The sequence below is a fragment of the Pseudomaricurvus alkylphenolicus genome (genome assembly GCF_011683955.1).
GTDB classification, from domain to species: domain Bacteria; phylum Pseudomonadota; class Gammaproteobacteria; order Pseudomonadales; family Cellvibrionaceae; genus Pseudomaricurvus; species Pseudomaricurvus alkylphenolicus.
Genome location: NZ_JAAQPI010000019.1, coordinates 73,429 through 98,493, shown reverse-complemented (window position 1 = coordinate 98,493; position 25,065 = coordinate 73,429). Strand labels below are relative to the sequence as shown.

General features: G+C 53.3%; 18 protein-coding genes. 13 read left to right on the top strand and 5 right to left on the bottom strand.

Going from position 1 to position 25,065, the window contains the following annotated elements:
- Window positions 1–19 precede the first annotated feature (19 nt).
- Together HBA55_RS31725 and HBA55_RS31720 are read left to right on the top strand one after the other, a co-directional pair.
- Window positions 20–1,135: a hypothetical protein gene (locus HBA55_RS31725; RefSeq protein WP_166999766.1), complete on the top strand. Its 1,116-nt coding sequence runs from the start codon at window positions 20–22 to the stop codon at window positions 1,133–1,135.
- 288 nt (window positions 1,136–1,423) lie between these two features.
- Window positions 1,424–4,072 (top strand): TonB-dependent receptor, encoded by a 2,649-nt coding sequence (locus tag HBA55_RS31720; RefSeq protein WP_166999765.1) that lies wholly within the window; start codon window positions 1,424–1,426, stop codon window positions 4,070–4,072.
- Window positions 4,073–4,158: 86 nt separating this feature from the next.
- Here the strand turns inward: HBA55_RS31720 and HBA55_RS31715 are convergent, their stop codons facing one another.
- Both HBA55_RS31715 and HBA55_RS38100 read right to left on the bottom strand, forming a co-directional pair.
- A complete protein-coding gene (locus HBA55_RS31715; RefSeq protein ID WP_166999764.1) occupies window positions 4,159–4,728 on the bottom strand; it encodes a glutathione S-transferase family protein in 570 nt (189 codons plus the stop codon).
- 27 nt (window positions 4,729–4,755) lie between these two features.
- A complete protein-coding gene (locus HBA55_RS38100) occupies window positions 4,756–5,232 on the bottom strand; it encodes an Lrp/AsnC ligand binding domain-containing protein (protein ID WP_166999763.1) in 477 nt (158 codons plus the stop codon).
- Window positions 5,233–5,690: 458 nt separating this feature from the next.
- Here HBA55_RS38100 and HBA55_RS31705 point away from each other — a divergent pair, with 458 nt between their 5' ends.
- The 6 genes from HBA55_RS31705 (at window position 5,691) to HBA55_RS31680 (ending at window position 11,232) form a co-directional block, all read left to right on the top strand.
- Window positions 5,691–6,407, top strand: a complete 717-nt coding sequence (locus HBA55_RS31705; protein WP_166999762.1) for an FCD domain-containing protein — start codon at window positions 5,691–5,693, stop codon at window positions 6,405–6,407.
- Window positions 6,408–6,446: 39 nt separating this feature from the next.
- Window positions 6,447–6,947 (top strand): hypothetical protein, encoded by a 501-nt coding sequence (locus HBA55_RS31700; RefSeq protein WP_206020070.1) that lies wholly within the window; start codon window positions 6,447–6,449, stop codon window positions 6,945–6,947.
- Window positions 6,948–7,103: 156 nt separating this feature from the next.
- Window positions 7,104–7,865: an SDR family NAD(P)-dependent oxidoreductase gene (locus tag HBA55_RS31695; protein ID WP_166999761.1), complete on the top strand. Its 762-nt coding sequence runs from the start codon at window positions 7,104–7,106 to the stop codon at window positions 7,863–7,865.
- A complete protein-coding gene (locus tag HBA55_RS31690; RefSeq protein ID WP_166999760.1) occupies window positions 7,865–8,806 on the top strand; it encodes a 2-dehydro-3-deoxygalactonokinase in 942 nt (313 codons plus the stop codon). The genes HBA55_RS31695 and HBA55_RS31690 overlap by 1 nt, the downstream gene beginning before the upstream one ends.
- A complete protein-coding gene (locus HBA55_RS31685) occupies window positions 8,800–9,426 on the top strand; it encodes a 2-dehydro-3-deoxy-6-phosphogalactonate aldolase (RefSeq protein WP_166999759.1) in 627 nt (208 codons plus the stop codon). Before HBA55_RS31690 ends, HBA55_RS31685 begins: the two co-directional genes overlap by 7 nt.
- 30 nt (window positions 9,427–9,456) lie before the next feature.
- Window positions 9,457–11,232 carry an IlvD/Edd family dehydratase gene (locus HBA55_RS31680; protein ID WP_166999758.1) on the top strand — a complete coding sequence of 592 codons (1,776 nt, stop codon included), beginning with the start codon at window positions 9,457–9,459 and terminating at the stop codon, window positions 11,230–11,232.
- Between the two features lie 492 nt (window positions 11,233–11,724).
- Here the strand turns inward: HBA55_RS31680 and HBA55_RS31675 are convergent, their stop codons facing one another.
- Together HBA55_RS31675 and HBA55_RS31670 are read right to left on the bottom strand one after the other, a co-directional pair.
- A complete protein-coding gene (locus HBA55_RS31675) occupies window positions 11,725–13,173 on the bottom strand; it encodes an SLC5 family protein (RefSeq protein ID WP_166999757.1) in 1,449 nt (482 codons plus the stop codon).
- Between the two features lie 21 nt (window positions 13,174–13,194).
- Window positions 13,195–15,168 (bottom strand): beta-galactosidase, encoded by a 1,974-nt coding sequence (locus HBA55_RS31670; RefSeq protein WP_166999756.1) that lies wholly within the window; start codon window positions 15,166–15,168, stop codon window positions 13,195–13,197.
- A 149-nt stretch (window positions 15,169–15,317) separates the two neighbouring features.
- Here HBA55_RS31670 and HBA55_RS31665 point away from each other — a divergent pair, with 149 nt between their 5' ends.
- From HBA55_RS31665 to HBA55_RS31645, 5 genes are all read left to right on the top strand, one after another.
- Window positions 15,318–17,486 carry an alpha-galactosidase gene (locus HBA55_RS31665; RefSeq protein WP_166999755.1) on the top strand — a complete coding sequence of 723 codons (2,169 nt, stop codon included), beginning with the start codon at window positions 15,318–15,320 and terminating at the stop codon, window positions 17,484–17,486.
- A 1-nt stretch (window position 17,487) separates the two neighbouring features.
- On the top strand, window positions 17,488–18,783 hold the full coding sequence (locus HBA55_RS31660; RefSeq protein WP_166999754.1) for an alpha/beta hydrolase family protein: 1,296 nt from the start codon (window positions 17,488–17,490) through the stop codon (window positions 18,781–18,783).
- Between the two features lie 176 nt (window positions 18,784–18,959).
- The gene (locus HBA55_RS31655; protein ID WP_166999753.1) at window positions 18,960–21,686 is read left to right on the top strand and encodes a TonB-dependent receptor; all 2,727 of its coding nucleotides are present in this window, start codon (window positions 18,960–18,962) and stop codon (window positions 21,684–21,686) included.
- 91 nt (window positions 21,687–21,777) lie between these two features.
- Window positions 21,778–23,304, top strand: a complete 1,527-nt coding sequence (locus tag HBA55_RS31650; RefSeq protein WP_166999752.1) for a tryptophan halogenase family protein — start codon at window positions 21,778–21,780, stop codon at window positions 23,302–23,304.
- 24 nt (window positions 23,305–23,328) lie between these two features.
- Window positions 23,329–24,072 (top strand): SapC family protein, encoded by a 744-nt coding sequence (locus HBA55_RS31645; protein WP_166999751.1) that lies wholly within the window; start codon window positions 23,329–23,331, stop codon window positions 24,070–24,072.
- Window positions 24,073–24,082: 10 nt separating this feature from the next.
- Here the strand turns inward: HBA55_RS31645 and HBA55_RS31640 are convergent, their stop codons facing one another.
- Window positions 24,083–24,976 carry an SMP-30/gluconolactonase/LRE family protein gene (locus tag HBA55_RS31640; protein ID WP_166999750.1) on the bottom strand — a complete coding sequence of 298 codons (894 nt, stop codon included), beginning with the start codon at window positions 24,974–24,976 and terminating at the stop codon, window positions 24,083–24,085.
- Window positions 24,977–25,065: the final 89 nt, after the last annotated feature.

The window sequence follows — 25,065 nt, the reverse complement described above, 5'->3', positions numbered from 1 at the left end:
TAAAATCGAGTTGATGACCATGAAAAACGCTTGTATCTATTCCACTTTGCTGTTCGGCCTCAGCTGCGGTATTCAGGCTGCAGAAATTGACCTGAAAACCGGTATCGGCCATGACAGTAATCCCTTTCGATTGACCGATTCCTTCCCTGTCAATGCGGACACCTACTGGCATCAAGCCGTCAGAATCGATCTGGGAAAAGACACCTCCTGGATTGGCCAGCTCAATTTGCGGCGTAATATTTACCAGGAAATCGATACGGCTGATCACCGCAGCATTGATGCCCGAGCGGGCTACAAAGGAACGTTTTCAGACGGAGTGCACGACTATAAGCTCTCTCTTGCATACCGCGATCAGGACAAGAGCTACGTCAGTCGCTTTAGCGGCTTGCCCTATGCCGTTGGGGGTACCTCGGCCTCTGATCGCTATGATTTCAGTCGCTGGCATCCTCGGGCGGATGTGAACTTCCAGATTGCCAAAGGACAAACCCTTCAAGTCAGACTGGAACACCGAGATATCGATTATGAAGACTATCTCGATCTGGGACTCACCGATCTGGATTACCATCAAACCGGTGTGAGGCTCGGATGGAAGCATCGACTCAACCGTGAATTCCGCTACGAGCTGTTTTCCGACGTTCAACACCGGGAGTATGAAAATCGCCTGGCCAAAGATGACCGCGGCGGCAACATTAGCGATAAACACTCACAGTACCGCTATCTCACACTCGGTGCCAAGATGCGTTATCGACTGGCTCGACAGACCTACGTGTATCTCGGCCTCGAAGTGATAGACCGCAATGATAACGGCGGAGGATACTACGACACGGAAACCTATCGCGGCAGCATCCGCCTGCGACGAATTTTGCCAACCAAGTCCGAGTGGAGCCTGAGCCTGAGGTACAGCGATCTGAACTACGATCGTAAGGACACCAATGGCGATTTGGAAAACGATGCGGAAACCCCCAGTACCGACGGATTCAGTGCCGTCGCTCGTTATACAAGACCGTTATTCACCCTGGGTGACGCACCCGTAGAAGGGTATGTGCAGCTTAACTACGATGACTACGACGCCGAGATTGATGCCTATGCCTACGACCGTACCCGGTTTGAAAGTGGCCTCAAGGTAACATTCTGACCTGAAATTTGACTGCCGGCAGGCTATAGAAAAACTTTGTTTTTATGGCCTGTTGTCTCGCCACCTGCCTCAGTGCTTTCTCATCTCTCTCCATGGTTCCAACATACCCGGCCGACTTTCACAATCGCTCCACCAACGCACTAAAACGCAATCCGCGATAAAAAACCGACACTTTTTAGAAAATTAATTTTTTTGATAATTTTTGACGGAATTTTCTCAATCGCTGCGTTTACCCCTTTGAGGTGAGTGACTTTCAATAACCTTAAGAACTTTTGAGAGAAGTGAGCGATGAAAAACATAAAGCTAAGAAATGCGATTCAACATATCAATAAGTCCGTATTGGCCTACGGCTCCCTCGGCGCCATGGCGCTGTTTAGTCTGAGCGCTGCAACTCAAGCACAAGAAACGCCTGGTTTCAGCAGCGATGAACAGGCTCTTGCCAGTCAGATTGAAGAGATCGAGGTCATGGGCATCCGCCGCAGTCTGAAACGCGCCCTGGATGTAAAAGAGAGTTCCAACTCCATCGTCGACGCTATCAGCGCCGAAGACATCGGCAAGTTTCCTGATAAAAACGTTGCCGACTCACTGCAGCGAATTCCCGGTGTTTCCGTGGACCGAGGCTGGGGCGAAGGACGCGACATTTTTGTTCGTGGTACCGACAGCGCTCTTAACCGCACATTGATGAACGGGCAGAATGTTGCCTCGGCCTTTTGGTGGGCCAACGACAACCCCAGCAGGGGCTTTAACTATTCAATGCTCGCCTCAGAATTGGTTTCCGGCCTGGAAGTCTACAAGAGCCCAGAGGCTGACCTTGACGAAGGCAGCATCGGCGGTGCGGTTATTGTCCGTACCCGTCGCCCGCTGGATCTCGATCCACTGACAATCAACGCCTCGGTCGAAGGACTCTACAGCGAACTACCGGACGAAGTGGACCCTCAGGCCTCCGGCTTAATCAGCTGGAGCAATGAGTCGGGAAGCTTCGGAGTACTGGCTTCATTTGCTTCACAAAAGCGTACCATGCGCCGGGACGGCCTTGAGGCGTTTCCCACCAACAGCCTTTACGATGTCACCGACCAACACGGCAATGTGACCAATGATGTTTACGCAGTATGGGGCGGCGGCTCAGCCATCTTCAGTCAGGAGCGGGAGCGCGAAACCAGCAACCTGACTCTGCAATGGCGCCCCACCGACCAGTGGGACATTGTCTTTAACGCCGTCCAGTCCGGCATGGATATGGACAACAACAACCAGAACTACCTGTTCCTCGCTGGCGGTGCCGCGGTGGACAATAATATCGCCGTCACAGATCCCCGTTTTATTGACACGTCAGATGGCAAACAGGCACTGGTTGGCGGCACCTTGCAGAACCTGAGTGGTACCGGCGCGGCCATTGAGCCGATTTACCGTCGCGGTGCCTATGTGGAAACCGAAGTTTATGACATTGATGCCACCTTTGAAGGCAATGGTTGGCAGGCGCATATGCAGGTGGGCATTACAGAAGCCTCCGGCGGCAGCGACCACGATCAAAACTATTGGTTTGAAGGCCCTACTCGCTCAGTCATCAATCTGGGACCGGAAACTGTTGAATTCAGTTATCTGGACATGGACGCAACCGATGCCTCCGCCCTGACACTCAAACCGGGTAACTTCCGCGACTTTATTCGCAAAATGGAAGACGAAGAAACCTACCTGCAAGGTGACCTGACGTTTGATGTGGAATGGGGTCCGGTGAACAGCTTTAAAGTCGGCGCCAAATACCGTGACCACACCATTGAAAACAACCGTACCACCGGTCGTGCCAATCCCGATCACCCTCGTTTTGCCGAGCTTGAAGCCATCACCCTGGCTGACGTTTCCTCAAGCCTGACACCCAAGCTGCATGAAGAAACCGCCAGCGCCGGCTCACTGACCCAATACGCCTGGCTGGACGAAGATCTCGCCCGTGAACGCATCGACTCCATTCTGGAAGACGGCGTTTGGGACTACAACTTCGACCAAAATGCCCACTACAACATCAACGAAGAAATCACCGCCGTTTACGCCAAAGCGGACTTTGAAACGGAAAAAATGCGCGGTAACTTCGGCTTACGGGTCGTCAAAACCGACCTCTCTTCGTCCGCATACCAGAACGGCGAGCTGGGTACCGTCAGCACCAGCTACACCGACTACCTGCCCAGTCTGAACCTGGTCTACAATCTCTCGGAAAATATCAACATCCGCGCGGCAGCTTCCAAAGCCATGGCCCGCCCCAGTTTCCAAAAACTGTCTTCCAACCTGGTGGTCGACGCCACCAATGGCGAAACCGCAACGGCGGGTAATCCACTGCTGGACCCCTTCTACGCCAAGCAATTTGAAATTGGCGCTGAGTGGTACTTTGGCGACGCAGGCATCCTCTCCGGCACCTACTTCTACAAAGACATGTCCACCTACATCGTCGACAGCACCCAAGTGGAAGTGATTGATGGACAAAACGTCAGCGTCACTCGCCCGTTCAATGCCGAGGGCGCTAAAATTCAGGGGCTGGAGCTGCAATGGCAACAGGAACTCGGCATGGGCTTTGGCATAGTGGCCAACTACACCTTTACCGACGGAGAGATTGCCGCGTCTGTGGGTGACTTCGAACTGCCCGGCAACTCCGAAGACCAGGCCAACGCATCGGTATACTACGAAGACTCAAACTTCAGCGCGCGACTGTCCTACAACTACCGCTCCGAATCCTACGGAGATCTGGTATCCGGCTCCCAGCGAGTTATCGCCGCTTACGACCAGTGGGACGCCACCTTCAACTGGAACGCCACCGACAACATCGACGTGTTCGTGACCGCCGTCAACCTGACCAACGAGGTTATCTACCAGACCACCAGCGATGGCATTCCCGGCTGGGGCTTTTATGAAAATGGCCGCCGCTTTAGCGCCGGTCTGCGGATGAACTTCTGATCACCCGCAACGGTTAAACCCTCTTCTCAGAGCTTTGGGGCGCACGCGCCCCATTTTTTATGTACAGGATGTACGGTACTTCTTTATCACCTCGGATCCGTCAACTCTACACCGGGCCGGGTTTTATTACGCTGCCAAAACGCATGCAAAGCGGGTTTATCCTCAACCCGATAAAGCTCACGAAACTCAATCCAGTCCAGCATACAAAACAGCGAAATCGACCGATAATCCCACTGGTCAAACTTACCCTCTGCACACATCTGCTCCAATGCATCCATTGTTAATTCGATACGTTCACGCTGCAACTTGCCAATCACACGTTTCTCAGCGTCCTCCACCTCAGAACGCTTCAACAACAGCAGAATCACAAAAGAATCGTTGGCCCCATCGATCAACGTCAACGTATTCTGCCCGTCCCAATCCAGCTTCTCACGACCCAACTTCTCAGTCAGATAATTATAAATCTGACGGGAATCCATAATCGTCGTATCACCATCAACCAACACCGGCACCTTCATCACCGGACTGATACGCTTCATCTCCCGTCGGCCCTCAGGCCCCAACACATTCAATTCAGCAAATTCATGCTCAACACCATCAAGATACAAACGAATCCGACGCGCAAACGGAGAAGGCAAAGAGCCAAGAACTTTCATCGTTAAAACCTCTTAAATTCTACAATTCTACTGAACCAGCCCAAGTGGCAACTCCGTGGTGTACTTCACCTCACTCAGCGCCACACTGGAATTAATATCCTGTACACCCGGTAACTGCGACAAATGCTTACGGAAAAACTCCTCATAGGTCTCCACATCCCGGGTAACAATACGCAACAGAAAATCCGTCCGTCCCATCATCACATAACACTCCGTGACCTCGGGAAAAGACCGGATCTTCTCCTCAAACTCCCCCACCGCCTGTCGCCCGTTAGCCGTCAATTTCACCTCTGTATAAATCACAACATTCAGCCCCAACTGCTTGCGATTCAACATCCCCACCCGACGATCAATAAAACCCGCCTCCTCCAGCCGCTTGATCCGCCGCCAGCACGGGGGCTGCGAGAGATTCACCCGCTCGGCAATCTCAGAGGCCGACAAACTGGCATCGGACTGAATCAACTCCAGGATTTTACGGTCAGTTTTATCAAGGGATATAGGCACAGGCCGGGCTCCACAATGGACAATGGTCACAAGAAGGTTCTAGAGATTAAATTAATACCCACAAAACGGCAATCAGTATATATATCATTCCTCCGCGGGCCAATAGATGGTGAAAATCATACCCACCTCAACATTAAAACAAGCAAGAACACCACTTAGAACTAAGCCCATCGAGCACTACAGACTAAAAGGCGGATGGGGGCTTCGTTTTTGAGCATCAAAGGCGAGCGCCGAAGGAGTAAAAAAGACCGGCGTATTTTGCCGGGCTTTTTTGGGACTGAGGGAACCCCGGAGGGGCGCCGACTCGCTCAAAAACGGAGCCCCCAGCCGCCGCTTGAGGCACCCAAATACGGCCCACCCGCAACACAAAGTACGTCCATATAATAAGGAATACTAGAGTACAGCCCAATTGTGCTTTAACATATAAATATGAATTATCTGAAAGGAACCCCACCCCAGTGAACTTCGATCAATCCGGAAGAAACCTCACCCAACAACTCGTCCACACACTGGGAATGGACATCGTCCAGGGCAAATACACCCAACAACAGGGTCTCCCCTCCGAAGCCGAACTCTGCGAACAATACAACATCAGCCGCAGCGCCACCCGTGAAGCGGTCAAAATGCTCACCGCCAAAGGCCTTATCTCCTCCCGCCCCCGGCAAGGCATCCGCATAGAACCCAGAGACCAATGGAACCTCTTCGACGCCGAAGTACTCCAGTGGATCCTGCAAGGTACCCCCACCCTCGAAATGCTTCGCGACTTCCTGCAACTGCGGATCGCCGTAGAACCCGAGGCCGCGGCCCTGGCCGCCGAACATCAGGCCCCCGAAAAAATCGCCCTCATCGAACAAGCACTGGAACGCATGAAAGCCGCAGAAAGCGGCCTCGACGACGCCCTCGAAGCCGACATCGCCTTTCATCTCAGCATCCTTGTCGCCAGCGGCAACCCCTTCTATCTGCAACTGCGCAGCTTTATCAACACCGCGCTGCGAGTCAGTATCCGATACACCAACCGCATTGCCGGCGTCGAAACCGCCAGCTACAAAACCCATAAAAAGGTCTACGATGCCATCGTCAAAGGCAATGCACAGGCCGCCCGCCGGGCCAGCCGGGATCTGCAGGCAGAGGCACTCGAACTGATCAAAGACGAACTTCAGGCGGAGACGGCTTAATCCCCCTGAGACCCAATTAACTAAAAGGGAGTTCAATCCATGCTGCGAAAGATAGTCACCCTATCCCAACTGACCTTTTGCCTACTGATTCCCTATACCCCCGCCTTCGCCGCCCCATGCGACACCGACGCCCATCGTGCCTTCGATTTTTGGCTGGGAGAATGGCGGGTAACCACTCCCGATGGCAAAGTCGCCGGTATCAATCGCATCGAACAGCAATACGGCGGCTGTGTCATCAGCGAACGTTACGTTACCGGTCGAGGCTTCAGCGGGGAAAGCCTCAATATGTACGATACCGGCCGCGGCATTTGGCACCAAACCTGGGTGGATAACACCGGCACCCTGCTGCTTCTCGAAGGCGGTATAAAACAGGGCAAAATGGTGCTTGAAGGGAAAAACCGCGACGGTGACGGCAACATCACGCGGCACCGAATTACCTGGACCCCCAACAAAGACGGCAGTGTGCGACAACTCTGGGAATCCACTGACGAAAAAGGCCACTGGAAAACAGTGTTTGATGGCCATTATAAACGTCAGTGAAATCCCACGACCTAAGTTGACCCTGTAGCCCCCTCCCCACCAATCCCCACTCCAAACGGTGCATTTTAAGACTTGCCTGCCCCTCTGTTTATTTATAATATAAATACTATTGTACAAGACTACCCAAGAACCCAAGGCAGCCAGGACAAACCATCCATGTTGAGCCAATATAACGACCTGAAAGACGCCACCGTATTTATCACGGGAGGCGGCTCCGGTATAGGTGCCGCCTTTGTTAGAGCCTTTTGCCGGCAAGGCGCCAGAGTCTCATTTGTCTCACTGGCCAGTGACAATGGCGATGCACTGTGCGATAGCATCGAGTCAGAAACCGACAATCGTCCATGGTTTCAAGCCTGTGATATTACCGACACAGAACACCTCAAAACCTGTATCCAGGACACTCAGTCCCAGCTGGGAGGCATCGACATCCTGATCAACAACGCCGCCCGCGATACCCGCCATCGGCTGGACCAACTCACCCCGGACCAGTGGGACGAATCACTGAATACCAACCTCCGCCCCCACTTCTTTACCGCCCAGGCGGTCGCTCCGGCCATGAAACAACGGGGTCGCGGCAGCATCATCAATGTCGGCTCCAATTCATCACTGCTGGGGCTTAGCGGCTACCCCGCCTACGTCACCGCCAAAGCCGGTATTCTGGGTCTGACCAAAGCCCTGGCCAGAGAACTGGGGCCGGACAATATTCGTGTCAATGCGCTGATTCCCGGCTGGGTCATGACCGAGCGGCAAAAAGCACTTTGGGTCACACCCGAAGCCCTGGAAGAATGCCTGGCCCAACAGTGTCTGAAAACCACCATCTCCGAAGAGGATGTTGCCAATTCCGCCCTGTTCCTCGCCTCCAGCGCCTCGGCAATGATTACCGGACAATCTCTGATCATCGACGGCGGTCGTGTCTGATGACGCTTCCAATAAAGTATATTGCCGTGGATTGGGGCTCCAGCTCCTTTCGTGCCTACCTGGTGGACGAAGACAGACAAATTATCCAGCAGGTGGAAAATGATCGCGGTGTGCTCTGCCACAAACAGGAAGAATTCACAGATACTCTGGCAAGCGCTTGCAGCGACTGGCTGGACAATGACCCTAACCTGCCCATTGTGATGGCCGGTATGATTGGCAGCCGCAATGGCTGGCAGGAAACGGACTATGTCTCCTGCCCAGCGGACGCCAGTGCCATTGCCTCACATATCGCACGGCTGGAATCAGAACTGGCAACCGACATCTTGTTGGTGCCTGGCGTGTGCGGAAAAAGTCCCAACGGGCTGGCCGATGTGATGCGCGGCGAAGAAGTACAGATACTGGGCGCGCTGGAGCAGTATCAAAGCTCGGACGCGCTCATTTGCCTGCCAGGTACACACAGCAAATGGGCGCAGGTTCATGATTCGAACATTAAACACTTCTCCACTTTTTTCACCGGCGAGATGTTTGCTCTCCTGAACCACCACAGTTCCATTGGTTCCATTCTGGAGAACAAAGAATACTCTGAAGATGATTTTTTTCGCGGCCTGCAATGCAGCCGCAAAGACGGCGGTCTGCTTCAGCATGTCTTCTCTACTCGCGCCAGCTTACTCAGCAGCCAATGGGACGGGGAAAGCCTCCATTCCTACCTGTCCGGCATCGTTATCGGCAATGAATTCAAGGGCGCATGTGAACTTTATGGTCAACCGGATAGTAGTAACTTACTACTGGTCGGTAACAGCCAGCTACAAAAACTGTACCGTCAGGCAGCAGACTTTTATGGGTTCAGCAGTTTCTCCATTGCCGCTGAAAGCGCATTTATCTCGGGCCTGGATCAGGTCACTCAAGCCTATTATTCATCTACCACGGAAGCGCTATGTTAACGCCCTATATTAATGACTGCCCGCTGGTTGCCATTCTTCGCGGCATCACGCCAGAGGAAGCATTACCCGTTGCGGAAATTCTGCTTGAAGCCGGATTCTGTATTCTAGAGGTGCCACTCAATTCACCGGAACCCTACCGTTCAGTTGAAGCCATCAGTGCCAAATTCGGAGAACGGGCACTCATTGGCGCGGGAACCGTTACAACCCCGGAGCAAGTGAATCGAGTTCATAGCGCCGGGGGCCAATTGATTTTTTCCCCCAATTGCAATGTGGATGTGATTCGACGCACCGGTGAGCTGGATATGGTATCCATGCCGGGCTGCTGCACACCCACAGAAGCCTTCACTGCCCTGGACGCCGGTGCCGATGCGCTCAAGTTTTTTCCGGCGGAGTTGATCAGCCCCGCAGCCATCAAAGCCATGAACGCGGTGTTGCCTCCCATACCCATGCTGGCGGTTGGCGGCATTAACAATACCAATATGCTGGATTACCTGCGTGCCGGAGCCACAGGGTTTGGCATCGGCTCTTCACTGTATAAACCTAGCAAGCCTTTGGAAGAGATTCGCAGCAGTGCCCGCGAAATCATTGCTGCCTTCAAACAGGCGCAAGCTTCACTTTGATTTGAACCGCTATGACAGATTCGATTGACTATGAGTAAAAACAAGAAATCACTACGCAGCCGCGAATGGTTTAACAATCCTGAAGATCCCGGCATGACAGCCCTGTACCTGGAGCGCTACCTGAACTACGGCCTCACCCAGGAAGAACTGCAAAGCGATCGCCCGATTATCGGCATTGCTCAAACCGGGTCGGATTTGGTGCCCTGCAACCGTATCCATATGGAGCTGGCCGATCGTGTCAAACAGGGGATTCGCGATGCCGGCGGCATTCCACTGGAATTCCCGGTACATCCTATTCAAGAGACCGGGCGGCGCCCAACAGCGGCCCTGGATCGCAACCTGCAAACCATCTCCCTGATCGAAGTGATTCACGGATACCCTCTCGACGGCGTGGTGCTGACAACCGGCTGCGATAAAACCACCCCGGCGTTGATCATGGGAGCGGCCAGTACCAACCTACCCTCCATTGCACTGTCCGGTGGCCCCATGCTTAACGGCGACTATAAGGGCCGCTGCGTGGGTTCCGGTACTGTAATATGGGAATCGCGTAAGCAGCTCAGTCGCGGCGAAATCACCACCGCCGAATTTATGGCCAAGGCGGCGGGCTCAGCACCGTCGGCAGGCCACTGTAATACCATGGGTACCGCATTGACGATGAATTGCCTGGCGGAAGCACTCGGTATGATGTTGCCCGGTTGCGCCTCCATACCGGCGCCCTATCGCGAGCGGGCGCAGATGGCCTACCACACCGGCAAGCGTATCGTTGGTATGGTGCACGAAGACCTGACACCGGAAAAAATTCTCACTCGTGAAGCGTTCGAAAACGCCATTATCATGTGCTCGGCCATTGGCGGCTCCACCAATGCCCCGATTCATATCAACGCCATTGCCGCCCATGCAGGCCTGGAAATCACCTTGGACGACTGGCAGCGCCTGGGGCAAAAAGTACCTCAACTTGTCAATTGTCAGCCTGTCGGTGAATACCTCGGGGAAGAATTTCATAAAGCGGGTGGCGTTCCCGCAGTTTGCCGCCAGCTGCTGGAAGCCGGCTATCTGCGCCAACAAAGTCTGACCGTATCCGGACAGACGCTGGCGGAAAATTGTCGAAAGGCTGAAACGCTCGATAGCCGCGTGATCAGGTCCGCAAAGGAAAGCATCACCGAACACGCGGGGCTGATGGTGCTGAGTGGCAACCTGTTTGATTCCGCCGTTATGAAAGTTTCTGCCATCGACGCGGAATTCAGAAAGCGTTACCTGTCGAACCCAGAAGCTCCAAATGTATTTGTGGGTCGAGCCATCGTCTTTGACGGCCCGGAACATTACCACGCGGCCATCGATGACCCCAGCCTGGAAATCGATGAAGAATGTATTCTGGTGATGCGCGGCGCGGGCCCCAAGGGTTATCCCGGCTCCGCGGAAGTCGTCAATATGCAGCCACCTGCGGCATTGTTGGACAAGGGCATCAGCTCCTTGCCCACCATCGGCGATGGTCGCCAGAGCGGCACATCAGGATCGCCCTCTATCCTCAACGCATCACCCGAAGCCGCTGACGGCGGTGGCCTGGCATACCTGCAAACGGGAGATCGCATCAGGATCGATCTGGAAAACTGTCAGGTAGAAGCTCTGGTAGACGAGCAGGAATGGCAACAACGCAAGGACAACTGTGAGTTCAGCGTACCGGAGAGCCAGACATGGTGGCAGGAAACCTACCGGGCCCAGGTGACCAATATGGATCGCGGAGCAATCTTTGAAGACCTGGTCAAGTATCGCAATATTATCGCCAGTACCGCTCGGCATTCGCACTGAGCCTCACAACTTTTCGCAATTCTGTATTAGGAGATGCTATAAGGTTTGTGGGTTGTTTTGGTTCAAACTATGGCGGCAAAGTGCCATAACCGGAAGTTCATAATCCTGGTTCAGGGCACCATGGGCCTTCGATGATGTCCGCAACGGCCGCACGGATGTAGGTCGGATTAGAAGCGCTTCGCGCTTCGTAATCCGACGTTCCGCCGAAGGTTTAAATTGGCGGCGGCCGTGTATAAATCACCTGTTGCAGGCACATTCAAGGGTGTTAAAAACCGGGCCGCAGCCAACGAACAGCTCCAGCGGAACCGTCGGATTACGCTCCGCGAAGCGGAGCTAATCCGACCTACGCGGGAAGAAAATCCTGTTGTCTCGAACGGCAGCTCCTGGCACTTTGCCGTCTAACCGATCCCAACCACCGCCTATTGTAAATAAAGCTCAATCTTCAATATAAAAAGTCAGAATCTCAATAAGTTGGTCATCTTACCAGGTACACTAAACCGCTGGCGCCAGCTCCTCTGAAGATCGCCAGACCAACTCGGCACGGTTTCCAAACACCAACCGATTGAGAGTCAGAGCGATACAAACACAAAGCACCAGTGTCACCAACATCAGGTGAATATAGTGAATCGGTGTCCAGACGAAGGAGAAAAAAGCGTAGATAAACACCCCCATTACCACTGCTGCCATACCTGCCTTGGCCTCTACGTTGCGGAACATCAGACCGACAATAAAGATTGACAGAATCGGCATACTGAGAAGCCCCCAAAGCTGCTGCAGCAAGTTAATAATACTGTCGGCCTTCTGATACATAGGAACCATCAACAGTGAATTCGCCACCAAGATTACGGTAACAATCGCACTGATCTTTGATACCTTGACGTCCTTGTTGACATAGTTTTCGTGAATATCGCAAACATATAACGCCACTGCGGAATTCAGATTACTGTTGTAAGTCGTCAACACGGCAGCCGCCAGTGCTGCAGCGAAAATACCGGACAACCAATGTGGCAACAACTCACCAACCAGTCGGCCATAAGCGGCATCGCCAATGTCTCCATACAATTTGTAAGCGACAATACCTGGGAGAACCACAATCGCCGGTACGATCAACAGCCGAATACCGGCTGCGGCAAACACACCCTTTTGCGCCTCCTTTAAGCTCGGAGCCGCCATAGCCCGCTGGGTAATCACCTGATTGGTGCTCCAATAAAACGTCTGAATGAAAATCATACCGGTCAACAGTGTCGTCCAGGGTATCGGGGAGTCGTCATCACCTATCATCGTCAGACGATCTGCAGGTATACCCGAAAAGTCATAGTCGATAGCCTGCAAAGACAGGATTACAACCATGATGGCCATACCTAACAACAGGATACCGGAATAGGTATCGGACACCGCCACCGCACGCAGACCACCAAAGAACGCATAGGCTCCTCCCAACAGCGCGAATGCCGCAGCAATCACGATCAAGGGAATATCCACCTGAAACATATTCTGCATAAACAGTGAACCGGAATAAATCGCTGCGGGCATCCAGATAAAGGCAATCGCCAACAGGAAAATGCCGCCAATCAACGCACGGATATGGCGGTTGTTATAGCGTTTCTCCAACAGTTCCGTGGTAGTGGTGCAGCGGTGCTTATAGTACTGCGGCAAGAAAATTTTGGCCAAAATGATCAAACCCAGTACGGCGGATATTTCCCACCAGGCCATCAACATCATCTGGTTGCCGTTCATACCCACCAGCTGATCGGTACTGAGATTGGTCAAGGTGATAGAGCCGGCAATAAAAATCCAGGACAAGCCGCCACCGGCTAAAAAATAGTCCCGATTGGAATCTGAATCACTGCGCGGTGCCTGTCGGCATTTTAAATAGGTGACCAAGGCAATAGCGGCGGTAACCGCGAAAAACACGGCGACCTGAATTACTTCCAACTGCATAGATTTCTCCCGGAGGTATTATCAATTATTATTTGAGGTGGTCCAAACGGCCACATCATGTGCACCGAGTTCTCTACCACCAATCAAGAAACGAGCGTCCTCGGGTGCAGGTACTGACTGAGCCGACACGCTATAGTTAAAGGCAAAACCCAGTTGGCCCCGGCGGCGAATACGCAAGTCCTTTGGCAATGCCAGCGTTTCGACACCCGCCCGCTTGCACACCTCCGCGGTTAACTCTTTGAGGAATGACTCGCAACTCAACGTTGCCATATAGGTATAGGGCCCCAGCCGAACGACGGCGGCACGCCCATCTTCATAGGTCGCCAGCGTTTCTACATCGGCGTTGAGCAGCTCGATGGATTCACACCACCGCTGACTCTCGTAGACACGATCACCTTGCCGTAATGGATCGTGACAACCCTGACGTAACGTTTCCACTGACAGGACTTTAATCGGTATTAAGCACTGCAAGGGCCCGGGAGGCAAATTGTCAGGCAGATTAAATTCGCTCGTTTTAGCCCCTGTTCGCGGTGCAAAAATAAACTGCGCCGAACTCGCCTGGCACCGATCCACAAATTCTTCCGCAAGAATCGGCAGGCACGGCACCACCACCAGGGAGTAACCGTCGAAGCTTGCCTCGGGGGAAATGAAGTCCACATCCACACCTAACTGCCTTAAGGCCGAGTAGTACTCCAGCTGTATCTTATTGAAATCGTAACTCTGACCCTGAACCTCGATTTCACTCACCCATTGACCTTCGGCCGCTACCACAATGGCTGCGGGCGCCTGCGCCGTCTCTTCGTTAGTCAGTGCAAGCAACTCAATCTCATCGGCCAGGGTTTCGATTTCCGACCAGGCTTCAGAGCGGGATTGATCAGGGCGCAGCAGACCGGCGTGCATTTGCTCCTGAGCAAAGGCAGCTTGGCGCCAGCGAAAAAAGCAAACACTGGCAGCACCGTGAGCAAATGCCTCCAGACTCCATAACCGCACCATACCCGGTGCCGGGCGGGGATTTGACGGCGCCCAGTTTACCGGCCCGGGTTGTTGCTCCATGATCCAAAAGGGCCCCTTGCTTATCCCGCGCGTCTGATCATGGTAATAACTTGCGTAGTCCGGGTGACCGGTGCGCATATAAGGCTGGATGTCTTCCGGTTTGGCATCGGCAAACAAGAAGTCGGTCCGACCCAGGGGATAACTGTCGTAGCTGGCAAAGTCCAGAGGCGCAGCCAAAGCAAAGTTGTCGACCCCGGTATCCTTCATGGGAATAAAGTTGTGAGTAATAAAATGACTGGGCGCATACTCCCGGATAACGTTCACCATCTCGCTATGGAAGCGGATCACTTGCTCCGACGAATAACGTCGATAAGCCAGCCGATGGGATGGATTGGTTTCGGTGACCGCCCCCACCGGCAGTTCGATTTCGTCGAAGTGGCGATATTCCATGGACCAGAAGACATTGCCCCAAGCCCGGTTCAGGCTATCGATGTCTGAATAGTTTTCTTCGCACCAGCGGCGAAAACCGTTCAGAGCAGAAACGGAAGCGCTTAAAGTCGTATCGTGGCAACAGAGTTCGTTGTCCGTCTGCCACCCGACGACGCCCCCACGAGCCCCATATCGTCGCACCAGTTGCTCGGTGATTCGCAACGCTTCGGTACGATACACCTCACTGGAAAAATCATAATGACGCCGCGAACCAAATCCACGAACCCTACCACTGTCCGGGTCCACCGCCATGATTTCCGGGTGCTGATCCACCAGCCATTTAGGTGGGGTGGCGGTAGGGGTACCAATTACGACATCAAGCCCTTGCGCTACCAATGTATCAATGGCCCGATCGAACCAATCAAACTCGTAATGCCCCGGAGAGGGTTCCAATCGAGACCAGGCAAATTCGCCAATACGAACAACCGCCAAGCCCAACTCTTTCATCTGATGGGCATCGCTGGCCCATAACTCTTCTGGCCACTGCTCAGGGTAGTAGCAAACTCCTAGCATAGAATCATCACCTTGGAATAATCAGTCGGTTATTTTGTCGCGGGATAGTTGATCAACCAGGGTAACCCGCATAAACTCTTATAAATAATATGATAAATAATATGCTTGTGATAAACGCCCGTCAAACGGTTTGACCCCTGGAACCCGACATGACCGAACAGTCCACGTCCGAGACGCCTTTTGTAACCCTGGAGAACGATCACGCCAGCTTTATCCTGGATTGCCGCAATGGCGCTCCCGCCCTTCTTTATTGGGGGGCTCCGCTGGGAGATTCAACAACACCGCCTATGCTTGCCGACCTCCATACTCGCCAGGAGGCGCCGTGTTGTAGCGATACAGAAGCAGAGATTAGCCTGACGCCAACCGACGGCAGCGGCTATTTGGGCGAAACCGGTCTTCAGGTTCATCGTAATGGTCAAAGCTGGGACATATTCCTGCATCTTGTGGATATTCAGCTCCTGAACAGCAACCGTGTAGAACTGACCAGTGAGGACCATACCCACGGTCTGCGGCTTGTTCATCGTCTGCAGCTGGAGGACAGCGGCGTTCTGCAAATCAGCACCGAAATCACCAACACGGCCGACCAGCCATTAACCGTTAACAGCTGCAGCGCTGCCACCCTCCAATTGCCCACTTGTCTGGATCAGATTCTGTCGTTCGAGGGACGTTGGGCCAACGAGTTTCGGCTACAGACCGTCGACACCTTCAGTGGAAGTTTTTGTCGCGATAACCGCCACGGGCGTACCTCTCATCATTCCTTCCCCGGCCTGATTGTCCAGCACAGTGGTACCAACGAAAATCATGGTGAGACCTATGGTTTTCACCTCGGCTGGAGTGGCAATCACCGTTTAAAGGTAGAGCGGCTCGCCGACGGGCGTCAGCTGGTGCAAATGGGAGAACTGCTGTTACCCGGAGAAATCATTCTACAGCCCGGACACAGTTACCTCAGCCCGTCGCTCTACGGTTGCTATAGCTCCGATGGCCTAAATGGCCTGCGCCGCGGCTTTCACGCATTTGTACGTAAACACCTGCTATCGCCGTCGCTGAAATCGAGACCGCGCCCGATTCATTTTAATACCTGGGAAGCCCAATACTTTGACCACAATCTGGACACCCTTGAAAAGCTGGCCCGTGCCGCCGCCGAAGTGGGGGCCGAACGCTTTGTACTGGATGATGGCTGGTTCAAAGGTCGGCGGCATGATCGAGCGGGGCTTGGCGATTGGTCCGTCGACTCAGACATTTACCCGGATGGATTGCAACCGCTGGTCGATACCGTCAAATCACTGGGCATGGAATTTGGTCTGTGGCTGGAACCGGAAATGGTCAACCCCGACAGCGATCTTTACCGCCGGCACCCGGATTGGGTATTGAGCTGTGAACCGGCGCCACAGGTGCTGGCGAGACATCAACTGGCGCTCGATCTGAGCCGCCCGGAAGTACAGGACTATTTGTTTGAACGCATCGACAAGCTGCTCGGAGACTATGATATCGGCTATCTCAAGTGGGATATGAACAGAGACCTGCACCAGCCTGGAAACCGTGAGGGCCGCGCCTCAGTCCATTTTCAGACTCGTGGCCTGTACCGGCTATTAAATCGAGTCCGCACCGCTCACCCTCATGTGGAAATCGAAAGCTGCGCCTCCGGCGGAGGCCGCGCGGACTATGGCATTCTGGCCCATACTGATCGTATCTGGACCTCCGACAGCAATGACGCCCTGGATCGACTCGCCATTCAAAAAGGCTTTTCGCTGTTTTTCCCGCCTGAAGTGATGGGCTCCCACGCAGGGCCCTTGGATTGCCATATTACCGGCCGTCGTATCCCCATGGCGACTCGCGCTGGTGTGGCTTTTTTCGGGCATATGGGTATGGAAGTTAATCTGTTGCAGGAAAGCCCGGAAGAAAAGGCATTGCTGACCGATGCGATTAAACTTCACAAACTTTTTCGCCCGCTGTTACATAAAAGCCACACCCTGCGCTTGGATACTGAGGCCTTTATCGATGCCTTTGGTATTATCGCCGACGATCGGCAACAGGCCTTGTTCAGTGTCACAATGCTGAGCGATCACCGCTCTACCCTGCCGCCTCGACTTTATTTTCAGGGATTGGAAGCGACCACTCGATATCACCTGCAACTGGCATGGCCTTCGAATATTGAATTGCCTTTTGTGTCCATTCTCGACAAACTCAAGAGCGATGGAAATTGCTCCGGTGGCATGATCGCCAGCGGAGAGGCATTGATGACGCACGGTATGCAGCTGCCGTTAATCAAACCTCAAACTTTATTGATTCTTTCGCTGCTAGCGACGGAGACCTGTTAATATGTCGTTCATCAGATTTAACGCCCTGGCTGCCTCACTCCTGTTGATTTGCACCCCATTTTTGGCCACGCACTCATACAGCGAACAGCTCTATCCCCCGTTCGTCGCCAAATTACAACCACAGCTGGCACAGGTGGGAACACACAAAGTAGGAGTGAGAACGCTCAAGGTTGTGCATGGGAATCAGCTCGATTTCCGCACTTTTGAATATCACGATCGCCCGTTGACACTGGAGGTGTGGTACCCAGCCCGAGCCTCCGGCAATGAAAGAACAGCCAGTTACGGGAATGTCACAAGAAAAGGCAAACGCTTTAGTCTGACTGGTACCGCTTTTCGCGATGCGCAGCCTCTGCAAACCGAAGGAGGTTTTCCGCTGGTCGTCATCTCCCACGGTTACACGGGTTATCGCACGCTGATGTTCTACTTGGCCGAGCATCTGGCCTCTCATGGCTATGTCGTGGCGGGCATAGATCACACCGATTCAACCAACGCCGACATCAGCAATGGGCTGGACGACAGTGTCGGTTTTCCCAGCACGCTCTACCATCGCTCTCGCGATCAGCAGTTCGCACTGGACTATCTTTACAACACCAGCTTTGTTCATAGTAACCTCGACACAGATAACGCAGGACTGATCGGGTTTTCGATGGGCGGCTATGGTCTCATCAACACCGTGGGCGGATGCTATCAATTCACCAGAGAATCCATTCTGCAACTCAATCCGGATTCGACTGCGGAACAAATCAGCCACTTTCAGACCCTACTGAACACCTGTACTGCCGGCAAAGCGTCTTCTCAACCAGACCCTCGCTGGAAGGCTGCCATTGCGCTCGCTCCCTGGGGTCAGCAGCTGAACTTACACGACAGAGCCAGCCTGGCAACGATCAAAACGCCACTGCTTTACGTCTCTGGCGACTTGGACGACGTATCACACTACCCCAGCATTGAGCGCCTGTACCAGGATACAGGCAGCCGGCATAAATACCTGCTGACACTGCTCAATGCCCGCCACAATATCGCCCCGCACCCGGCCCCCGCGGTAGCCTACGAAGATGCCTACGATCTGGAACACTACTTTGAACCGGCCTGGAGCTTGCCGCAATTAAATCAGATCAACCGACATTTTGCCCTGGCCATGATGGACTGCCATGTGAAAAATCTAAAGGACCGCTGCAAAATGCTGGAGCTCTCAGGAAACAGTGGCACCAAACCCCACTGGCCGGGATTCCCCGCGCGCTTTTCTACCGGAATGACCTGGCTGAATGGTCATTCGTCCTCTCAAGCATCCGCTGACTAGGAGCGGTGTAACACCGCACCCTAACCCTTACAATCCACAGCCCAGGAGACGCCACTAACGACTTTTCAACACCATTTATATCTTATATAAGATAGTCTATTGAATTATATTTGTATGATATATATTATTCATTAGGCAGTTAAACCCATCCAATAATAATTTCAGGAACGCTGATCATGTTGATAGAGAGAAATCACTGGAACATCAGGAAGCGCCAAGCGCTGGCCGCCACTCTGGCGAGCACACTCACCCTATACGGTGCAGGCACTCTGGCGGAAGAGATCAAAGGACAGGAAGACCTTCTGGAAGAGGTCACTGTTACTGGTATCCTTGGCAGTTTGAAACGCGCCATGGACGTCAAACGCGATGCCGTGGGCGTGGTAGATGCCATCGCCTCAGAGGACATCGGCAAATTCCCCGACCAGAACGTCGCCGAATCCCTGCAGCGCATTCCCGGTGTATCCATTGACCGCAGTGGCGGTGAAGGCCAATACGTGACCGTGCGAGGTCTCGGCCCCCAATTTAACTCAGTCTTAGTCAACGGTCGCCAGATCGCCACCGAAAACCAGGGGCGAGAATTCAGTTTTGATACCCTGGCTGCAGAACTCATCGCCGGCGCCGACATCTACAAGAGCCCCACTGCCGCTATGCAGGAAGGCGGCATTGGCGCCACCATCAATGTTAAAACCGCCCGCCCGCTGGATCTGGATGAATTTACCGCATCCGGCAGCCTGAAAGGTGTTCACGATGACCTCACCGGCGAAACATCGCCATCCTATTCCGGCCTGGTCTCCAACACCTTTGCCGACGGCACCATGGGTGTGCTGCTGTCGGTATCACACAGCGAGCGGAACGCTCAGAACAATCTGGTGGAAACTCGCTACTATCGCCCCGGTCAGTCCATTACCACGCAAAACGGCGAAACCTATAACGGTGTCTATATTCCCCAGAACTTCGACGTAATGGTGGACGAACAGGACCGCTCCCGTACCAATGCCAATGCGGTGTTCCAGTTTGCACCTAATGAAAACATGGTGATCACCGCCGATGCCATGTACTCGGCATTCGAAGTGGAGTCCGATACCCACGCTCTAGGTCACTGGTTTACCGACAGCAACATTATCGACGCAGAACTGGGCGCCAACGACACGCTGGTATTCCTCGATAGCGCCGCCACCGGGGCTACCGATTTTATCCGTCGTACCTACAACCGCGATACCGAAACCAAAGGGTTTGGCTTGAATCTGGACTGGCAGATCAACGACAATCTGAACGCCAAGATCGATCTGTCCACCTCCACCGCCGAAGACAACAGTGGCGGCAATATTCCATTCACGGTGATCGGTTATAACAACGCCTACCAGTGGGATGGTCGTGCAGGGGACGCCGGCTCCATTACCATCGCTGGTGGCCAGGATGCCCTTCTCAACGCTTCCGCCGGCCGCGCTCATTACAATGAACGCAACGGCTGGGACCGCGAAGACGAAATTACCGAACTCAAGGCGGATTTTGAGTGGACCCCCGATTCACAGACTCTGACCTCTGTAAAATACGGTTTCTACTACCAGGACCGCACCAAAGACAATCAGCGCAAGTTCGCTTCAGACTGTAGTTTCTACTGTGGATACGGCACCGATGTTCCTGACGAACTGCTCAGAGTCTACAACGCCGAGAACTTCTTTGGCGGCCTGCCAAGCCAGTGGCTGACCTACGATATCGAAGCCTACTTTGACTACCTTGCCACGGGTGGCGTTGCCTCACTCCAACAGCAGGCCGACGAAGCGGGACAAGACGTGGATATTGCTGCCCTCTACGCCGCGTTGAACATGGACAATCCCAATACGGCGGCAGACAAATTCAGCGTAGAGGAAGAAATCGTCAGCGTTTACCTGGATCTGACACTCGAAGGCGAAATCGTGGACTTGCCCTGGCAGTTAAACCTGGGTGTGCGTTACAGCCAGACCGACTCTACCCTGGGCGGCTTCACCACCGAGCTGTCTGACCTGCAACCCATTCCCAACGATCCTTCCGACCTGAATGAGGTTTACAACAGCGACGGCACGGATGTTAACGCCAACAATGAGTACACCAACATACTGCCGAGCGCGAATCTGCGCCTGGATCTGAATGACGACATGTTGGTTCGTCTGGGTTTCTCCAAGACCTTGACCCGTCCCACCATGGATGACTTGGTACCGGCAACAACTATTACCGTATCTCGTCCTGATACTCTGCAAGCTGTTGGCGGCAACCCCGATCTGAAGCCGTTCCTGTCTACCAATCTGGACCTGTCTTTCGAGTGGTACTATGATGCGGGCAGCTACTTCTCCGCCGCCGTTTTCACCAAAGACGTTGAAGACTTTATTACCGGCCAGGTCGCTACTGAAACCTACAACCTGGAAAGCGGCGCCTACGAATTCAGCGTATTGCGACCACGCAACGGTGAAGAAGCGACCATCGACGGGCTGGAACTTGCCTGGACTCACATCTGGGAGAATGGCTTCGGCATCCAGGCCAACGCCACCTTTGTGGACAGCGATGCAGAGCTGGACCCGAACGACATCAACGAATCCTTCGGTCTCGAAGGCTTGGGCGATTCCCACAATATCGTTCTGTTTTACGAACGCGGCCCGCTGCAGGCGCGGATCGCCTACAACAACCGCGGCGACTTCCTGCAGAACGTGGTTAACCCTCGCGGTGGTACCGAGCCGCTCTACACCGAGGAATATGCCCAGTGGGATATCAGTGCCAGCTACGATGTTACCGATAAGATCACTGTATTCTTTGAAGGTGTCAACATTACCGAAGAGGAAACCCGTCGCCACGGTCGTTTCAGCAATCAGCTGATTAGCCTGGAAGACAATGGTGCCCGTTATGCGATTGGCATCCGTGCCAACTACTGAGTTTGTCTTGTCTTGTACCTGTGCTTTTTAGGGACTAGGGAGAGCGCTGCTCTCCCCTTTTTTCTTTATCTCCACACAGGAGTCTATAGCAATGACAAATCCAGTGAATCATATCGTGATCGTTGGAGGCGGCACCGCAGGTTGGCTGACAGCCGGCCTGATCGCCAGCAAAAATCAGCCGCTGGATGCATCCGATCTTAAAATCACACTGATCGAATCCCCCGACATCCCCACCATCGGCGTCGGCGAGGGCACCTGGCCCAGCATGCGCCGCACTTTACGGGAAATCGGTATACGAGAGACCGACCTGATTCGTGACTGCCACGCCGCCTTTAAACAGGGCAGTCAATTTATCAATTGGTGCAGCGACAATCGCCAAGAACATTACTTCCACCCATTTAACCCTCCCATAACCACCAGCGATCCGTTCGAATTCTGGCAACGCCAGTCGGGCTCAACACAAAGTTTCGCGGACTGCCTGGACGCCCAGCCCACTCTTTGTGAAGCAGGCCTGGCACCCAAAACGATTACGACAGCCGAATATGCGGGAACGCTCAATTACGGTTACCACCTTGATGCCGGTGCTTTCTCTACCCTTCTACAGAAACACTGCTGCAATGCTTTGGGCGTTCGACATCACCTGCAGAATGTACAAAGTGTGCACCGCGCCGAAAATGGTGACATCTCGCACTTGATCACTGCCGACGGGCAAACACTGCAGGGAGATTTATTTATCGACTGCACCGGATTTCGCGGATTGTTGATCGGTGAATCTCTGCAAGTGCCCTTGATTCCCCAAGGCCACATTCTATTCGCAGACCGGGCGCTGGCAGGCCAGGTTACCTACGACCAACCAGACCAGATCATTGCCTGCCAAACCCGCTCCACCGCACAGAGCGCAGGCTGGATTTGGGACATCGGCTTGAGTCACCGTCGCGGTATAGGCTATGTGTATTCCAGCAACCACATCAGCGACGAAGCCGCCGAACGCGAACTGGCGAACTACATCGGGCCGGGCTTCGGAAATACCAGTGTGCGACGCATCAACATCAACAGCGGTTACCGAAAGAAATTCTGGGTGAACAACTGCATCGCCATCGGCTTGTCCGCTGGGTTCCTCGAACCTTTGGAAGCCTCCGCACTTATGCTTATCGAACAATCCGCCAACATGATCGCCGAGCGACTGCCGGCCAATAGAATGGTAATGGATCGCCTTGCCGAGCAGTTCAACCAACGCCAGCACCATCACTGGGAACGTATTGTAGAATTTTTAAAACTGCATTACGTACTGAGTAACCGGCAAGCCCCCTTTTGGCAAGAAAATCGGGAAGTCTCGTCCATTCCGGAATCGCTGTCTGAAAAACTCCAACTTTGGGAATACCACGCTCCCACCGCTCAAGACTTTAGCGCTGAAAGCGATGTCTTTTCCTGGATCAGCTACCAGTACATTCTCTACGGCATGGGCTTTAAAACCGAGGCGAGACCTACTTGTGCCGCAGACCGCTGCGCGAAACTGAGCCAACTGCGTGATCGACGATTAGAGCAATTGCTGACCCAGCTGCCAAATCATCGCCAGTTGGTCGATAAAATTCGGCAATACGGTTTACAAACCGTCTGAACCCGAGCGCAAACAGGTATTACTATGAACATCACTCCCCTTGAACAACTCAACACCACCGACCTGGCCATTAGCGGCACCCAAGGCCACCCTCACGCAAAAAGCAGACAGTTGATCAATTTGGTGGTCACGGAAATCGCACAGATTTCATTGGATATGCCTGTGATTTTCGTCAAGGACGGCAACACGGGCCAGTTCCGTTGCGTCGCCCTCCTGGGGCTGGAACAGAATCAGAACCTGATGTTCAACCAACCCAGATGGCACAGCCACTCCATCCCCAAACATATTCAGCGCGAACCCTTTTGCATTGGACCTATTGATCAACAGCGAAACACTCTTGGCCCCTGCATTGATCTGGATAGCGACTATGTCACCACTCAATCCGAAGGTACTGCTCTCTTTACCGAGTTAAGGGAGAAAACTGAATTCCTGAAACGAGTGGAGGAATTTCTGGCGACGCTGTTCGAAGAAGAGCGTCTGACTCAAGAATTTATAAACACAATAGTGGAGCTAGGCCTACTCCGTGAAATTTCCGTCGAGTGTCAACCTCAACAGGGAGACAACCGCTCGCTGAGCGGGCTGTTCATCATTGATGAAGAACGCTTGAGACAGTTTGACGCCGATACCGTTAAAAGACTGATGGACCAGGGGTTTTTAAACCCGATATTCGCCAGCCTCAACTCCCTGGGTCAACTCAATCGGTTGACGGCGCTCTTCAATCAACAATCAGAATCCACTCTGGTCCAAACAACCGTTCAATTAAAGTAACCCCTGAACATCAACGTACCAGAGGATCTGCAATGCCTTTCATCCCCAAACGGTAAATCAAAACATTGCCCGCTTCGGGCTGCTCTGCAAGTTGAGCATCCGTCAGATTTTCACGAGCACTGGTAATAAACATCGTAGCCAGATCATTGCCACCAAACGTCAAACACGTCGGCTGGCTTACCGGTAACGGCAACTCACCCACCTTTTGTCCGTCCGGGGCATAACGAACCAGCTTGGAACCTCCCCACTGTGCGCTCCAGAGAAACCCTTCAGCGTCCACCGTAGCACCATCCGGATAACAACCCACTTCGGTCTTGGCAAACAAACGTCGGTTGCTGATCGACCCGCTTTCAGGCTCAAAATCGTAGGCATAAATCTCCTGTCGAGGAGAATCCGAGTGGTACATCACCCGAGAATCGGGACTCCAGCACAGACCGTTTGAAATCGTAATCCCGTCAACCACAGACGACAGACTCAAATCCGGGTTCAAGCGATACAGACCACCCTGGTGATAAGAATCATCCGACTCAATCATAGAACCCGCCCAAAACCGCCCCTGGCGGTCCACCCGGCCATCGTTAAAACGCAGACCGGGTTTATCCAACTCAGGACGCGCGATCCAGTCCAGCTCACCGGTGTCCAAATCATAACGTGCCACACCACTGGCAAACGCGGCCATGATCAATTTATCTTCGGGAACACCTTCAAAAAAACCAAAACACCCCAGCCTTTCTGGAAGAGACCAATCCTGGCGCTGCTCCGTGGCCAAGTGATAACGGTACAGTTTGCTCTCCTGAATATCCGTCCACCAGACAGCACCATCCCGCGCATGCCAGATTATGCCCTCACCAAGATGATTGCCGACTTCAATGCTGCCTAGTTTTTCACCAGAATACTGTTCCATCGTTCCATTCACAGAGTGGGTTAAAGACATCAGAATTATAATCTCATTTATATGATTATTTAAAGGCCTATGAACAACCAGTCACAGAT